At 59.2% G+C, this 15374-nt stretch carries 10 protein-coding genes and 1 tRNA gene; 2 read left to right on the top strand and 9 right to left on the bottom strand.

Features of this window, described 5'->3' with window-relative positions:
* Positions 1-147: 147 nt before the first annotated feature.
* Both H3T90_RS05725 and H3T90_RS05720 read left to right on the top strand, forming a co-directional pair.
* Entirely contained in the window at positions 148-849 is a 702-nt protein-coding gene (locus H3T90_RS05725) for a VTT domain-containing protein (protein WP_198229903.1), read from the top strand.
* A 140-nt stretch (positions 850-989) separates the two neighbouring features.
* Positions 990-1062 (top strand) — tRNA-Ala (locus H3T90_RS05720).
* 224 nt (positions 1063-1286) lie between these two features.
* Here the strand turns inward: H3T90_RS05720 and H3T90_RS05715 are convergent.
* The 9 genes from H3T90_RS05715 to H3T90_RS08895 form a co-directional block, all read right to left on the bottom strand.
* Complete coding sequence (locus tag H3T90_RS05715) at positions 1287-2468, bottom strand: glycoside hydrolase family 1 protein (protein ID WP_198229902.1); 1182 nt, start codon at positions 2466-2468, stop codon at positions 1287-1289.
* A gap of 115 nt (positions 2469-2583) precedes the next feature.
* Complete coding sequence (locus tag H3T90_RS05710; protein ID WP_232350601.1) at positions 2584-3372, bottom strand: carbohydrate ABC transporter permease; 789 nt, start codon at positions 3370-3372, stop codon at positions 2584-2586.
* 163 nt (positions 3373-3535) lie between these two features.
* On the bottom strand, positions 3536-4456 hold the full coding sequence (locus tag H3T90_RS05705) for a carbohydrate ABC transporter permease (RefSeq protein ID WP_198229901.1): 921 nt from the start codon (positions 4454-4456) through the stop codon (positions 3536-3538).
* 3 nt (positions 4457-4459) lie between these two features.
* Positions 4460-5668 (bottom strand): extracellular solute-binding protein, encoded by a 1209-nt coding sequence (locus H3T90_RS05700; protein WP_232350600.1) that lies wholly within the window; start codon positions 5666-5668, stop codon positions 4460-4462.
* A gap of 1416 nt (positions 5669-7084) precedes the next feature.
* On the bottom strand, positions 7085-10675 hold the full coding sequence (locus tag H3T90_RS05695) for a hypothetical protein (RefSeq protein ID WP_198229900.1): 3591 nt from the start codon (positions 10673-10675) through the stop codon (positions 7085-7087).
* A gap of 113 nt (positions 10676-10788) precedes the next feature.
* Positions 10789-11682: an alpha/beta fold hydrolase gene (locus H3T90_RS05690; RefSeq protein WP_198229899.1), complete on the bottom strand. Its 894-nt coding sequence runs from the start codon at positions 11680-11682 to the stop codon at positions 10789-10791.
* Positions 11683-11706: 24 nt separating this feature from the next.
* A complete protein-coding gene (locus H3T90_RS05685) occupies positions 11707-13377 on the bottom strand; it encodes an ABC transporter ATP-binding protein (RefSeq protein WP_198229898.1) in 1671 nt (556 codons plus the stop codon).
* On the bottom strand, positions 13374-14342 hold the full coding sequence (locus H3T90_RS05680) for an ABC transporter permease (RefSeq protein ID WP_198229897.1): 969 nt from the start codon (positions 14340-14342) through the stop codon (positions 13374-13376). Before H3T90_RS05680 ends, H3T90_RS05685 begins: the two co-directional genes overlap by 4 nt.
* Before the next feature lie 5 nt (positions 14343-14347).
* On the bottom strand, positions 14348-15328 hold the full coding sequence (locus H3T90_RS08895; RefSeq protein WP_198229896.1) for an ABC transporter permease: 981 nt from the start codon (positions 15326-15328) through the stop codon (positions 14348-14350).
* Positions 15329-15374: the final 46 nt, after the last annotated feature.

Raw genomic sequence — 15374 nt, 5'->3', positions numbered from 1 at the left:
ATTTACCTCCCTCGCACAGGACCTGTGCCGGAGGCTGGCGGTTGTGTCTTCCTCGCAAGGGTCTGGTGAAGGCCAACCTGCCGTGAACCAGACTTGTTACAGTTTGAAACTGTTCATGTTTCAACATAACAGGACGGTCTTTGACAAATGGGATTCATACACTGGCTCATCAACCTACTCAAAGATCCGCGTAGCGCTATCGCGGGGTGGATTGCCATGGGACTGGTGCCCACATATGCATTCATCTTCCTGATCATCTTCATCGAGACGGGCGTGGTCTTCATGCCCTTTCTGCCCGGTGACTCCCTCTTATTCGCGGCCGGCGTCTTCGCACACGACCCCACCAGCGGGATGGCATTGGACATCCTCCTGCCGGTCGTCTGCCTGGCTCCGATCCTCGGCGACCAGAGCAACTACTTCATAGGGCACTTTTTCGGACGGGCCATCATCAGGTCAGGCAGGGTGAAGGCCTTGACCCCAGAGCGGCTGGCCAAAACAGAGGGAATGATAGACAAGTGGGGCCCCTTGGCTGTTTTCCTAGGCCGCTTCTTCCCCTTCATCAGGACCTTCATGCCTTTCATCTCGGGGATCTCGGGGATGAAGTGGACCCGGTTCACACCCTTCAGTGTTCTGGGGGGTCTGGTCTGGTCCACCCTCTTCACCCTCCTGGGTTACTTCTTCGGCGGTATCCCGGCCGTCCAGGAGCATTTCGAACTGGTCATCATCCTTATTCTGCTCATATCCGTCATGCCGACCGTTATCGGCCTGATCAAGGCCAGAGCAGGCAGGGGCAAAAGGGCCGAATCCGCTCAGGTAGCCGCTGACCAGGACGAGAACCTCAGCGACTGAATATGACAACCCATCCGGCATCTGCAAAAACCGAACCATGGGTCGTAACACGGAGTCATGGCACAGACCGTCCAAATTGCGTTTGTGCCCACCCTGCGATACAGTACAGTCTGTTGTTCGGCTACGGTCGGGCAACGAATGGGGCTGTAGCTCAGTTGGTAGAGCGCTTCGTTCGCATCGAAGAGGTCGGGGTTTCGACTACCCTCAGCTCCACTTTTCAGCAGTAATTCCGTGCATGCATGCTTCGCCCGTCAGCTGGCTCATCGGCTGAATCTCTCGATTTGTATCCACCGTGACTTCTTGATCTGGATCCGTGCAGGCAAGGGCATCGCGCCCGACCAGCCAGTAAGCGCAGCGAGGTATGTGGTAGCGTCCGGCCCCGGACTAATATGAAGTCGGTTCGGGGCCGGACGTTCGTGCTCGTGTCTGTATTAGCCTTAGGGATGGGCAAGAAGGCCGGAACGGGCCACCTGACCCAGCCAGGCCAAGGATGGCTTGGGGTGACGCTCGAAAGTCTCGTGGTCCACGGATACCAAACCGAAAGTAGGCTCGTAGGATCCCCACTCGTAGTTGTCCAGGAGGGACCAGTGGAGGTAGCCCTCCACATGCACGCCTTCATCCATAGCCTGATGAAGGCCGGCCAAGGCGTCGAAGGTGTAGTCGATCCTCCGACTGTCATCGGCTGTGGCAATTCCATTCTCGGTGACCACGATGGGGGTGTGCTCGGCGGTCTGCCAAGTGTGGCGCACGGCCTCCCCCAGGGCGGCAGGGTAATACTCCCAGCCGGTCAGGGTCTTCTCCGCATCCTCCGGGACCGGCCGGGGACCGTCGTGGCCGATGAAGGTGCGTAGGTAAGCCTGCACCCCTATGAAGTCGTCACCTCGTGCAGCCTGGGTGAAAAAGTCTTCACGGGGGTAGCGGTACTCCTCCATGTCTTGCTCACAGCCCGGCAAGGCCTGGAAATCCTGACAGGCAATGGTCCAACCGGACTTGATTCCCGGTCGGCGGGAAAGGACTTCCCGAGCCTTCCTGTGGGCCTTGACCAATGATTCTGAGATGACCGGGTCGGGGGTGGGCAGAGAAGCAGCAGCCATGTCGCTGCCCTCCTGCCCCCCTTGGGTCAGAGCCACCATATTGGGCTCATTGATCGTGCAGACCCAGGTGACCCCTTCCAGAATGGGGATGAGATGCTCCACGTATCGGCCGAAGAGGTCTGTGGAGGCAGGATCGCGCCAGCCCCCTCGCCTGGCCAGCCAGCGGGGAAGGGTCATGTGGTTCAGGGTGACCATGGGGGTCACCCCGGCCTGGAGGCAGGCTTCGATCATGGCCCGGTAGTGTAGGAGCTGGGCCTGGGAGAAGAATCCCTCCTCAGGCTCCACCCTGGCCCACTCCACTGAGAAGCGATATGTGTTCAACCCGCTGCCGGCCAGGAGGGATATGTCTTCCGCGTAACGGTTGTAGCTGTCGTCAGCGTCCCCCGAAGGCTCGCTAAGGTCGCTGTCCGGCCGGTGCTCACGCACCCACCAGTCGGCATTGACATTGTTGCCCTCTATCTGGTGGGCAGCCGTGGCCGCTCCCCAGAGGAAATCCTGTGGAAAGGTGTATGTAGGCGTTGGCATGTGAATGTACCTTCCTTGTTGGATTGGGTGGGCGGCCCCTCCCAGGGTCGCCCATTGAACCGGCCTGCCTGCATCTTCCAGACGAGGGTGCCGGTCGTCCCCTCACCCGCTGCCTTCACTTGATGCCGGTCATGGCCACTCCCTGTATGAAGTACCTCTGCAGAAAAACAAAGAGCAAAAGTATGGGAGTGATGACCAGCACGGCCCCTGCCAGGAGGACACCATAATTCGTGGCGTTCTGACCGGTTGAATAGAGCGAAAGAGCCACCGGGAGCGTGTACTTATCTTCCGTCTGCATGGCGACAAGCGGCCACAGGAAGTTGTTCCAGGAAGACAGGAAGGTAAGGATGCTCAGGGTGGCCAGTGGTGGCCCGCACTGGGGGAGGACGATGGACCAGAATATCCTCAGCTCGCCGGCCCCATCCACCCGCGCGGCCTCCAGGAGGGCGTCCGGGATACCCGAGATAAACTGCCGCATGAGGAAGACCCCGATGGGCTGGGTCAGGAAGGGGAGGATCAGGGCCAGGTAGGAGTTAGACAACCCCATGTTGGCGATGATTACGAAGAGGGGGACGAAGGTGGAGACACTGGGGACCATCAGGGTGACCATGACAGCCCCAAAGAGGATCTTCTTGCCGGCGAAGTCGATCTTGGCTAGGGCATACCCAACCATGGAGCAGAAGACCACGTTCCCCAGCACGGTCACCACGGCCACGATGAGGCTGTTGGCAAAGAAGGTACCGAAATGGAGTTCGCTGAACCACTTGGTGTAGTTGGCCGCGGTCGGATTCTCGGGGAGGAAGGTGGGCGGTGAAACCAAAATCTCACGCTGGGTCTTTAGCGAGCCCAGCGCCATCCAGATGAATGGGAAGACCCAGAAACCGCCCACCACTGCTAGAACCATATAAGACAGGCCCCTCCCCCTCATGAACCTCTGCCAGGGTGTAGGCGTGTTCTCCCTAAGTGGAGATGGGACCCTGCGGGCATCAAGGGCACCGGCAGTGGAAGAAGAGCGGAAGCCGGTGCTTCTCACTCCCATATGTGCTTTCATTGCTCTCTCCCCTTCCTCAGTCATCGGACCTCAACACCTTGAATTGCAGGGCGCTGACCAAGGCGATTATCACGAAGAGGACATAGCTGGCCGCCGATGAAATCCCATACTGACCGAAACTGAACTTCTGGTAGACGTAGTAGGAGGCCGAGAGGGTGGAATTCAACGGTCCCCCCTGGGTCATCACGAAAGATTCCTCGAAGAACTGGAGGTAGGTGACCGAGAGGAGAACCGCCCCCAGCAGGAGGGTGGGCTTGAGCAGGGGGAGGGTAATGCTCCAGAAAATCCTCCTCCGAGAGGCCCCATCAATGGCCGCAGCTTCCTTGACGTCCTCTGGCACGGTCTGCAATCCAGCCAGAAAGATGATCATTAGGGTGCCCATGTTCCGCCAGGTAGTCATGACGATCAGGGCCGGTAGGGCGTATCTGGTGTCGTGGAGCCAGTCCGGACCCTGCACCCCGATAAGGGCCAGTGCTGAGTTGAGCAAGCCGTCCCTCTGAAGGATGTAGCGCCACACCACGGATACGGCAACCACGCTGGCCACCACCGGTGCATAGTAGAGGGCCCGGAAGAAGGCGTTCAGGTGCTGGGAACCCTTATTGAGGGCCACGGCAAAACAGAGGGCCAGGGCCATGGTCAGGGGAAGACCCACCAGGACAAAGATACCGGTGATCTTCAGAGATCGCAGGAACTGCGGATCCCTGAAGAGGGCCACATACTGTGACAGCCCCATGAAGTTCACATTGAACGGCGTCCTCAGATCCCTGGAGGTCATGTCGGTGAAGGACATGAACAGAGATGAGAGGAGAGGCAGAAGCATAAAAATGCAGAAGACCAATGTGAATGGGAGGGCAAACCCCCAGGCCACCAGGGTCCGCCGGCGACGCATGAGGGCGGAAGCACCGCCGACATCGGATGAGCTACGGAAGAGCTTCATAGCTTACTTACCCATCCCAGCCGCATCAGCTGCAGACTGAAGCTTGGACAGGCCTTCGTCCACGCTCACGGCTCCCCTGTTGATCTGTTCGATGATTTTGTCTCCGGCAGAGCCTACCTGTTGCCATGTGGTTACCGAAGGTGTGGCTTTCATGCTCTTCAACTGTGTGGAGAAGGCGGCCAGTTTGTCGTCATTCTTGAGAACTGGGTCATCCCACGCCTTCTGGGAAGCCGGCAGGTCGGTTGAGATTTTGTACCACTTCGCCTGCACTTCTGGCTTGCTCAGCCAACGAATCAACTTCCAGGCAGCTTCCTTGTTCTTCGAGGTCTTGAAGACGATCATTCCACATCCGCCCGAGAATGAGATGTTCCCCTTCTCTCCTTTCGGAAGAGGAGCAGTGGTGAACTTGGATTTCATATCAGGACCACCGATTTGTTCAATCTGTCCTATACTGGTAGGACCGTCAAGCTTCATCGGAGTGGTACCTGCCGCGAATGCAGCCATGTCAGCCCCTGGGCTGACATCTGCGTTTACATTTGCAATCTTGTCTTTGAAGAAGTTGCTAGTGTATGTAATGGCCTTCTTCATCTCCGGTGTATCAATCGTCCATTTGCTGCCATCGGCATTAGTCAGTTCAGCACCCTGGGAGAAAGCGAATGGAAGGCTTGCGAGGAAACTGTCCTGGCCGGTGGGAACCAGCCAGATTCCATATTTGACGCCCTCTTGTTTCTGCATGTCCTTGGCCATCGCGCGTAGTTCATCCCAATTGCCGGGTGCATGATCCCACCCTGCCTTTTTTGCGATGTCAGTTCGATAATAAATAACGCGCGTTTCTACATACCAAGGAACACCGACCTGACGCTTTGCGACCTTACCGGATTCCACAGCACCCTTGGCCAGGTCACTCATGTCCAGATTCTTGGGAACCGTAGCTAGCCCGTTGGCGAAATCAGCCATCCAGGTGCTCCCCAGCTGCGCCAAGTCAGGACCCGTACCCGCAGCGATGGCAGTTTGAAATTTATCATGTGCGGAAGTCCATGGAATGGAGGTCACCTTGACATGGACATCCGGATTTTCCTTTTCAAAATCCCGGATCAATTCAGGCAACTTCTCACCCTCGTTGCCAATACCCCATAAATTCAACTCACCAGTTGCCGGCTTGTTGTCAAGGGCTATGGAAGAATCACCACCCCCCCCCCGCAGTTGTTTCATTATTCGTCCTTCCGCAACCGGCGAATCCAAAGACAGTAGCAATGCTGATGACGATCCCTGCCAAAGCCCTTGCGCTTGACGCACTTCTTCTCATCACGTTCCTCCTTGAAGTGATTTACGGTAATCTAAGGGCTTAGATTACATAGCTAATCTATGCGACCGGATTTGCCCAGTCAAATCACTCGCGGGAGCCTAACGGCAGTTAGATATGTGCATCACAGAAGGAGCACAACCACAACTCCCTCAAATAACTAGCTTTTCAGGAACCAAGATTGACATGGCTTCAATCCATGGCTTTCTACTTCGCTTTGCGTGTTCCCGAGCGGGCAGGCAGCCGATGTCCCGCATCGGCAACTAGACCGCGGTCACAAATGGTTAGGAGAATCGGCCAGCCAGTATATACCGTCAGAACCGGTAACAATTACACCATCCAGGACGCACGCACCTAATCCTCTGAGAAAATGAAACAAGGTCAGAGCTGTTGTGTCAATCCCGCAGATGATTGCATCCGGTACATCACAAACCAACAGCATTGTTTTGTTTACCCGGAAGGGATGATCACCACTACAGCCTTCATTAATTGGAGTTGACGGAACAGACTTGCCCAGTCGAGCAAGGCGTTCCTGGACCACATGGAACGGTTCCGAAATAACGGGGTTAATCAGGGAACCCACAAACTCAACCCGATGAGCGTCATGAACGGAAATAAGATGATCGACCAACTCACCGAATCACTTGTGGTTACTCTCAGTGACGTACAACAAGGGGAACCCTGGGAACTCCGGATCTGCATAGCTGTCTGCATCATAATGCGAAGCTCCTATGAAGTGGAGGTAACACCGGCCCACGCGAACAGTACCAGACCATCGATGCGGCCAGCCATATCAAGAATCGATCGTGTTTTATTATCGACTATCGAACTATCGCAGAGCACAGCCTGACGCATATCCCAGCAGACCTGTTGGGCCCCCGCAGAATCTCATTGGAATACAAAGTCTGGGAGCAGATATCGATATCATCCCCGCCTTTCTCACAGCCCGGACTTGCATTGCCGGCATCGCCAGGCCTATACACGCAGAAAGGTCCGCTTGAATAGATGCCCAGGACGTCGGTCCTCCACTAGCCAGGCTGCGCGCACTTACACCCGGAATGTCATTCAACCGCTGGGAAACTTCTAACCCTTTCAAACGCGTGAATTCCCTTACGTGACTCGATCGGCAGTAGATGCAAGACATCGTGGCGATAGAGACGCTGGCTTCCTACGCCACATCGTGGACTCTTGCTCTGCGCGTAACACCCATTCTGTCCGCGTAGACAAGAAAGGACGCCAGATGACCTGTTGCGGAACCTTGGCCACCCAGCTACCTCCCTTGTCAACATGGGCCGGTGGACAGTTACAGACATGGGTGTCGGCACTTACTGTACAGTCTGTCCATCGACTCTGAGGAAGATGTTGATATGGGCAGCACCAGCCAACTGGTCCTGCGTCACTTCCAACCCGCCCTTGCGGTAAGGCAAATCCAGAATTCGGCCCTCAAGCCTGCGTCCATCGGCCTCAACCCATAGACGATCCGAACCTGCACCCTTTGAGTCTCTGTCTCCTGGTCCAGTGGCCGACCCACCAGCCACATAGTAGCGGAATGTACGCGGCTGGCCGAATAGGGTCATGGTCACCTCCAATCCGTCATCTTCCTGGGACAGGACCGGGTCGAAAACAACCCGCCCATCGTGCAGCTGGAGGCCGAAGAGGTGCTGGACCACTTGTCGGCAGTAGATGCCGGGGCCGGAGGAATAGATCCTCCACCCTCCCCTCACGCCTACGGGGTCCTTGGCCCCCTCCTTGAGCCTCGACCATTGTGAGGCGGCCGTGTATCTGTCGGGGAAGTCGGCGTCCGACGAGGCGAAGTAGCAGTTGCGCTGCCTGGGCTCGCTGGTTGTCAGGCGGCGGAACTGGCCGACCGGGCTGATTCTTAGGAGTTCCTGACCCAGGCGGGTCCTGCCCAGCAAGCCCAGGGCCTCCGTATAACGCACATGGGCGTGCGTATACATCAGACCAATCTCCCGGCCCACGTTGGCGGCCTGTTCGGCCCTCTTGAAGACCTTGGTCACTCCATCATGGAAGGAGGCCGGGCGGTCCATGAGCCTCACTCCGTCCGGATAATGAAGATTGTCTTCGATGATTTTCTCATGGTCCGCCTCCTGGTCAGGTGTGAGCAGGCCGGCGATGATGGAGCGAGTCATGGGAATCAACCTGTACCGTACGCCTGTCCTGTTATCCGAGGGGTGTATGACCGGGCGGGGTTGGCCATCAACGAAGTTGACGTATCCGGCCAAGACTCCTTGGAAGATAAAGTTATCGGCGAAGTCGGCCTTAATTCTGCCGGCCTCACCGGCAAAGCGGGAGGCCAGTTCGGTCCGGCCGGCAGCCTCCAGGAGCGGTTGCAATCCGCAGCAAGCCTGGTAGAGGAGGGCGATGGTCCATGTGGAGGCCATCTGTCTCTTCATAGACTCCTGGGCCGGCTGAAGGGTGTCGTCCCAGTCCCCCTCGCCATAGCAGAAGAGGTCGGTGTCCGGGACTCTATGCGACTGGATATAGTCCAGCGTCCGAGCCAGGTGGTCGGATACCATGGGCAGGCCAGAGGAGGGGCGAGCGACATCATCTCGCCAAAAAGCCACGGGCTCATCCAGGATGTCCAACCTACCGCCTGCTTCGACGTACTCAGCCAGCGCCAGCAGGGGCCAGACTGGGATGTCCCCGTGGGAATCGTGCTGGTAGAGGTCCGCATACTGGTCGAACATAAACCACTGCGGCAGGGAGCCGTCGGGGTTCTGGTGGGCGAAGACCTTGAGGAGGATGGTCCGGGCCAGGTCAGTATGGCCGAAGGTCAGTGCCAGTTCCAGGGGCCCCTGGCAGACGTCCCGTGTACCCCAGGCGGCGCCCCCGTACTGTTCCAGCCCGTGGGGCGATAGAAAATGAACCAGGGCGTTCTGCACCAGCCAGGGCAGAAGATCATTAAATTCGGCGAATCTCCCCTCCCCTGCCACATGCAGACCTTGCATGAAGGAGGTTATGGCCAGGTAATGGGCATGGAGGAGCTCCCTTTCGGAGGAGGCGGGGGCCGCATCGGGCGTGCTTTTCTCGCTTGCACCGCCATCCATGGATCCGGCGATGGTGACGGACAGGGCACGGCCCCCGTCCGACAGGAATGTGGCCATGGCCGGATCGGTGGTATGGGCCCCTGCGCCTGGATCGAAAAGGGGGCCGTCATCCCCGGCCCTTGCGTCAGGCGATGAGACTACATATTTCAGTCCCGGGCAACGTTCAGCCGCCGGGCTACCCGGTGCAGGGGTAAAGGAAATGGACTCCCCCATCCCTTGGGTTATATCGGCAGGAGCGAATGCCCGAAGCCAGGTGGACGGATCTTCCAGGCTGATCGTCAACAGGGCCCGGATGGGACCATCGGCCTCCAGATGGATGTCGATGGCGGCCCTGTCCAGGTGGGCGATGGTGGACACCGTCAGGGTCCGATCACCCAGACGATAGACCCAACGGGATCCGCCCAGATCCATGATGTAGGCCGAAGGAACCCCCAAGAGGCGCCAGGCCCCGTCCACCCGGACCAGGATGCGGACTCCTCGCGAGCGCAGGAGGCCCAGACCGGTCTTCTGGACTGAAATCAGCTGGTTCATATTGGTGTTGCCCATGACCACCTGTGAGGCGAAGACACCTCCGGCGTAGGTGGTGGCTGCCATGGTGGGCCGTGACGGGTCGGTATCCGGGTTGCCGGACAGGAGAATCTGCCCGTGGGAGCGGGCCACCTCCAGTTCCTTGCGAGCGCTTACCACATGGCGGGCATCATCTCCGAAGTAAGAGAGCAGATGGCCCGTCTGGTCCGCCTCTGGCTGGCGGACGGGCCCTCTACCCAGCTGGCTGAACTCATCCTCAGGCAGGAGGTCGCCATTCAACAGTGCAGAAGAGATCAGGAGTGAGGTTGCTGGCTCAGCCCGTGTGGCAGCGGGACAGACAGGTGAGGTGTCAGAGGATCCGGCGGATGGTCCGCCATCCGCCTCGGTCTCGTCTGCCCCACTCCGACTTTCTTCAGAGGCCTCTGCGCAGGCGGCACAGGCCTCCCCTAGGTCACCCCTGTAATCGGACAGTGCAGTGTTCCACACCTGCCAGGTAAGACCCCCTTGGGTCAACGGCGCCCTAGTGGAGAGGAGGCAGGCCATGGCGAACTCATACTGATCTATACCTCCCCGGCCCCAGTCGGCATCACCAAGCGCCGCAGGTTGACCGTCCAGGCGGGCACCAAGCCCGTAAAAGTCATAACCGTCGGTCATGAATGCCCTGCATCCCTGTGAGATTCCCGTAACGTACAAAGGAAGCCGAGGTGCACAACCCATCGTCTGCCGGGCTGACAGGACACTGCCTAAATTGGGGACGTCCTGCACATGGTAAGCAATGTACTGGGAGATGTAGGACTCGGCACCGGCAGCCATGGCTGGCTCCACCAGGGCCAGATCCTGGGCGGAAACCAGGTCCCACAGATCGTCGGGCAAGATGACGTCATCCCATTTCTGTCTCTTACTGCCGCCAGTTGAGTTACCCTGGTCAATCGTGACCGACACCTCCCAGGTCCATGACGCTCCCCTACCAGGCCCGCCGCTTTCGTAACCAGATGTAAGAGCGCGGGAAAGCGCAGGAGATATGACTTTTGGAACAAGTCGAACCCGCCAGCGGACACCCAGGTCCCTCCCCTCCCAGACGGGGCTGTCGGCTGCCGGAGCGAAGGAGGCCCGGGAACCTGATCCGGTCAGTTGGATGGAGTTGATCCGCCCCTCCCGATGGCGGCGGAGCCAGAGACCGGCCAGGGGACAGTCATGTAGGCAGGGCCTGAACTGATTGACCTGGATGCCTCCTGCATTGATCAGTGTCAGATCCCCGTTAAAGTTGAACGAAGCCGAGAAATCCCCCCTCTCGACGGTCATGCCTTTGGGCCGCCGCATCCGGCCCCCGTCTCCTTCACCGTCACCTGCGCCTTGATCGGGAGACTTGCTGCGTGGAGTGCCTGTGTTCATCTTCTCCGCTTTCGTTGCTAATAGGCTGTTCCTGCTGAAATTCACCGTTTATCCTGCGCAGAAGCCCAGAAGTCGTCCAGGAGGGCCGCCGTCTCCTCAGGCCTATCGATGTTGGGACAGTGACCCGCATCCGCAACCACCTCATAGCGGGCGCCCAGTAGGCGGGCCATCCTTGCCTGCCAGTCCTGGGGCCAGGCGAAGTCGTCGTGCTCGCCATGAAAAACCATCATGGGCAGGCCGGTGGCAGCCAGCTGCTCGGTCCTGTCATGCAGGTCGGCCAGCTGGTCTATGGCTCCGATGAGCTGGTCCCGGCTGGTCCGCTCTGCCCGAAGGCGCTGGAATCTGTCTTGCGGATTCAGCTCCTCGTCCGGCAGGCTGGCCCTGTCCGGATTGTCCAGCCTCCACAGGTCCCCGCCAGGGTGATCCAGGAGCCGCTGACGCAGGTCCGCCTTCCGGCCCGGCCAACCGTGGGGGCCGGACGACATGAGGGTGATGCTGGCAAAGAGGTCAGGTTCGGCCAGAAGGGCCGCCTGGGCAACCACCCCACCGAAGCTGTGCCCCAGGAGGTGGATCCGTTTAGCCCCGGTGTGCTTGATCAGAATACGGGCAACATCCACGGCGTCACCGGCCGTGGCCCGCCTGTCGTAGGCAGTCTTACCACGAGGAGCTACCGAGTCTGCCTGCCCCCTCTGCGAGTAGGACCAGACATCCCAACCGTCCCCTCCCAAGATGGAGCTGATCTGGTAGAAGTCTTCCTTGGAACCGGTGAAGCCGGGAATCATCATGGCCACTCCACGCGCTCCTCTTACCCCCTTGGGGGCATGAAGGGCGGTCAGGTCGCCCACGGGGGCATGTATGACCATGGGTTCAATGTTTTCCGGCAGGGGTAGTTCCCCAAAGGGCACACCCCTGTCCACGGCATGGTGGGATATCATTGTCTCTCCTGTAGCTTTCTGCCTTCAGGCCTGCGTGCGCAGGCTGGGGATGGAGTCGAGCAGCTTAATCGTGTAATCGTTCTCTGGATGTTGGAGGACCTGGGCCGTCTGCCCCCGCTCCACCACCGTGCCCTTATTGAGGACCATGATCGAATCGGTGATCAGTCGGGCCGACAGGAGGTCGTGGGTAATGTAGAGCATGCTCACATTCAACCGGACCCTCAGGTCGTCGAGGAGGGCCAGGATTCCGGCTCTCAGGGTCATGTCCAGCATGGAGACCGGTTCATCGGCCACCAGGACGTGGGGGTTGCTGGCCAGCGCACGTGCTATGACCACCCTCTGACGCTGCCCTCCCGATAACTGATGGGGAAGTTTGGCGGCATACTGTTCCACAGGGGTCAAGCCCACCGTGTCCAGGAGTTCCAACATCCGCCTGCGGGCATCGTCACCCCTCAGGTTCGTGTAATTGAGGATGGGCCTGGTCAGCGTGTACTCCACCGTGTGGAGGGGGTTGAGGGCCGAATAGGGGTCCTGGAAGATCATCTGGATGTCGGAACGCAGTGACCTCAGATCCTTGCGCCGCTTCATCTGATCCACACGCCTGCCGCCCAGGGTGATGTTGCCTGAGGTTGGCCTTTCCACACCAGTGAGCATTTTAGCTATCGTGGACTTGCCGGATCCGGAAGCCCCCACCAGGGCCAAGGACTGACCCGGGGACAGAGTGAAGGAGACATTGTTGACGGCGGTCACTGAATTCTCACCCCGCTTGCGGGCGGGATAGATTTTGGAGACGCCGGTCACCGTGACCGTCATGTCTTCCTCATCATCGGCCTGTGGAGGGGTTCCGCCAACCGAGCCGGAGGCGGCGGCCTCATCGCGCGGCTTCAAACCGGGCACTGAAACGTGTTCGGCTCTGGGGTCTCCATAATGGCTGAGGAGCATCTTGGTGTAGTCGTCCTGGGGATCGGTCAGGATCCGCTCGCTGGGTGCATCCTCCACGATCCGCCCGTTGTGCATGACCAGGACCCTCTGGGTGGACTCGAGGACCACACCGAGGTCATGGCTGATCAGGATGGCGGTGAAGCCCTCCTGCTTCTGCAGCTCTCGGATGGTTCCCATCACCTCGTGTTGGACCAGAACGTCTAGAGCGGTCGTCGGCTCGTCAAAGACCATGAGCTTGGGCTCCAGGGCCAGGGCCAGGGATATGGAGACCCTTTGCCTCATACCGCCCGACAGTTCGCCCGGGTAGGCGTTGAGAACGGAGTCCTGCAGACCTACCTTCTCTACCAGCTGCCTGGAATGGGTCTCGTAATCCTTCTTCTCCACGTTCCCGTGGGCCTTGTAGATGTCCACGAAGTGCTTGCGGACGGTCCGCACTGGGTTCAAGGCGTTCATGCCCGACTGAAGGACCATGGCGAATCCGCCGCACCGCTGCCTGCGAAGCTCCTCCTGGCTGAGGGTGGTAATGTCCTTGCCACCAAAAAGCACACGCCCCTTGCTGATCCGGGCCGGCGGCTTGGAGAGTCGTGTGATGGCGAAGCCCAGGGTGGACTTGCCCGACCCCGACTCCCCGACCAAGCCCACGAATTCACCCTGATCCAGCGAAAAACTCACATCCTCGACTGCCTTGACCGGTTCCTGGTCGGGGCTGTCATATTCGACGGACAGGTTCTCGACACGTAGCAGTTCCATCATGCCTTCCCTTCACGCAGACGGGGGTTGCTCAGGCGGTCCACACCGAAGTTGATGAAGGTCATGGAGACCGCCAGGAGGGCGACCATGAGACCGGGCGCCAGCAGGAGTGCCCACTGGCCGGTCAGAATCACATTGTTGTTCTGGGCCCAGTAGAGCATGGTGCCCCAGCTGACCGTGGTTGAGTCGCCCAGGCCCAGGAATTCCAGGCCTGCTTCCGACAGGGCGCCGGAGGTGGCCGCACCGAAGAAGTTGTTGATAATCAGGGAGAGCATATTGGGAAAGATCTCATGGAAGATAATCCGCCAAGAACTGTCCCCGCTGAAGGCTGCTGCAGTGACGAAGTCCCTGGAACGCAGGGACTGGGTCTGCGAGCGCAGGACCCGGGACCCCCAGGCCCACCCGGTAAGGACGATAACCAATATGATCACGCTCATGCCTCCGTTCTGGAGGTAGGCGGCAATGATGATCATCAGGGGGAGGGAGGGAATGACCAGGAAGAGGTTGACGATGAAACCGACGAACTCCCCGGCGAAGGAGCGGATGTAGCCCCAGCTCAGGCCCACCAACACGGCTATGCAGGTGGATAGGAGGCCGGAGACCATGGCCACCATGACGGAGACCCTTCCGCCCCACAGGAGCTGGGAAAGGACGTCCTGCCCGTTACTGGTGGTACCCAGCCAGTGCTGGGCACTGGGTCCGATGCTGGCCTCGAAATCGCCCGCCTTTGGATCATAGGGGCTGAGCCAAGGGGCAAACAGGGCCGAAAGGACGATCAGGGCCAACAGGACCAGACCGAACCTGGCCTTGGGCACCTCCCAGACCGTCTTGAGCCCCTTGCCTATCACCTCCAGGGCCCGAAGGACAGGATTCTGGCCCCTGGCAGTACGGGCCTGCGGCCCTTGAGGGTCATCCCCGTCCCCCTGGGCGGAAGTCTGCATCCCTGTGCTGACGATGCTGTTCGTCATCGTCCTCACCTCCTCGTCCTCGGGTCAAGGACCCCGTAAAGAATGTCCACGATGAAGTTGGCCACCAGCACGCTGATGGTGATCATCAGGAAGATGGCCTGCATCAGGGGGTAGTCCTGGTTGGTCACGGCCTGATAGAGAAGGAGACCGACCCCCGGGTAATTGAAGACCTGCTCGACCAGGAGGGAACCGCCGACCACGCCGCCCAGTACCAGGCCGAAGGAGGTCAGGTTGGGAAGGAGGGCATTCCTGGCCGCGTACTTGAGCATGACCGTCCGTTGGCGCAGGCCGTTGGCCTCGGCGAAGGTGACGTAGTCATCACCCAATGTGTTGATCATGGTGTTGCGCATGCCCATCACATAGCTGCCCAGGGAGGTCAGCAGGATGGTCAGGGCCGGCAGTATGGAGTGCTCCACGGCATCAGATATGAAGTCCATCGAGAAGTTGGGTATCGCGGTGGACGAGTAGGCGCCGGAGGTCGGGAAGATGCCGGCCTTGTAACCGAGGAAGAAGAGGAGCATGAGGGCCAGCCAGAAGGATGGGAAGGCCGATAGGAAGGAGCTGGAGATCGTACCAGTCACGTCTACGGCGGTCCCCCGCCTCCAGGCCATGAGAGCCCCGAGTGCAGTCCCGATGATGAAGGAGATGATTGTGACCAGTCCCACCAGTGTCAGGGTCCAAGGGAGGGCTGCCCCCACCAGATCCGATACGTTCTGCGGGAAGTTGCTGTACGAGACGCCGAAGTTCAGGTGGACCACATCCCCCAGATACTGCCAGTATTGGCTGAACAGGTTGCCCTGGGGCATGCCCAGCTGGGCTTCTATGGAAGCCCTGACCTCAGGAGTGACCGGCCCGTTCTGGGACAATTTGGCTATGGCCGCGTCGGCAGGTGATCCAGGCATCATCCTGGGCAGTATGAAGTTGACGGTTATGGCCGCCCAGAGGGTAACGAAGAATAGACCAATTTTCCCGAAAAAATATCGCACGTGACGACCTTTCATCCGTCAGGGGCGGGGGGCGGCCCAGTAGCAG

The sequence above is a fragment of the Bifidobacterium polysaccharolyticum genome, assembly GCF_016101585.1.
In the GTDB taxonomy this organism is placed as follows: domain Bacteria; phylum Actinomycetota; class Actinomycetes; order Actinomycetales; family Bifidobacteriaceae; genus Bombiscardovia; species Bombiscardovia polysaccharolytica.
The sequence above is the reverse complement of the archived record's forward strand: the minus strand, read 5'-3'. Positions and strand labels throughout refer to the sequence as shown.

Excerpts from the sequence above, each read along its gene's own strand:
- H3T90_RS05725 (WP_198229903.1), top strand. The coding sequence starts at position 148 with ATGGGATTCATACACTGGCTCATCAACCTACTCAAAGATCCGCGTAGC.
- H3T90_RS05690 (WP_198229899.1), bottom strand. The coding sequence starts at position 11,682 with ATGATATCCCACCATGCCGTGGACAGGGGTGTGCCCTTTGGGGAACTA.
- H3T90_RS05710 (WP_232350601.1), bottom strand. The coding sequence starts at position 3,372 with ATGGTTCTAGCAGTGGTGGGCGGTTTCTGGGTCTTCCCATTCATCTGG.
- H3T90_RS05680 (WP_198229897.1), bottom strand. The coding sequence starts at position 14,342 with ATGACGAACAGCATCGTCAGCACAGGGATGCAGACTTCCGCCCAGGGG.
- H3T90_RS05685 (WP_198229898.1), bottom strand. The coding sequence starts at position 13,377 with ATGATGGAACTGCTACGTGTCGAGAACCTGTCCGTCGAATATGACAGC.
- H3T90_RS05695 (WP_198229900.1), bottom strand. The coding sequence starts at position 10,675 with ATGCGGCGGCCCAAAGGCATGACCGTCGAGAGGGGGGATTTCTCGGCT.
- H3T90_RS05715 (WP_198229902.1), bottom strand. The coding sequence starts at position 2,468 with ATGCCAACGCCTACATACACCTTTCCACAGGATTTCCTCTGGGGAGCG.
- H3T90_RS05705 (WP_198229901.1), bottom strand. The coding sequence starts at position 4,456 with ATGAAGCTCTTCCGTAGCTCATCCGATGTCGGCGGTGCTTCCGCCCTC.
- H3T90_RS05700 (WP_232350600.1), bottom strand. The coding sequence starts at position 5,668 with ATGAAACAACTGCGGGGGGGGGGTGGTGATTCTTCCATAGCCCTTGAC.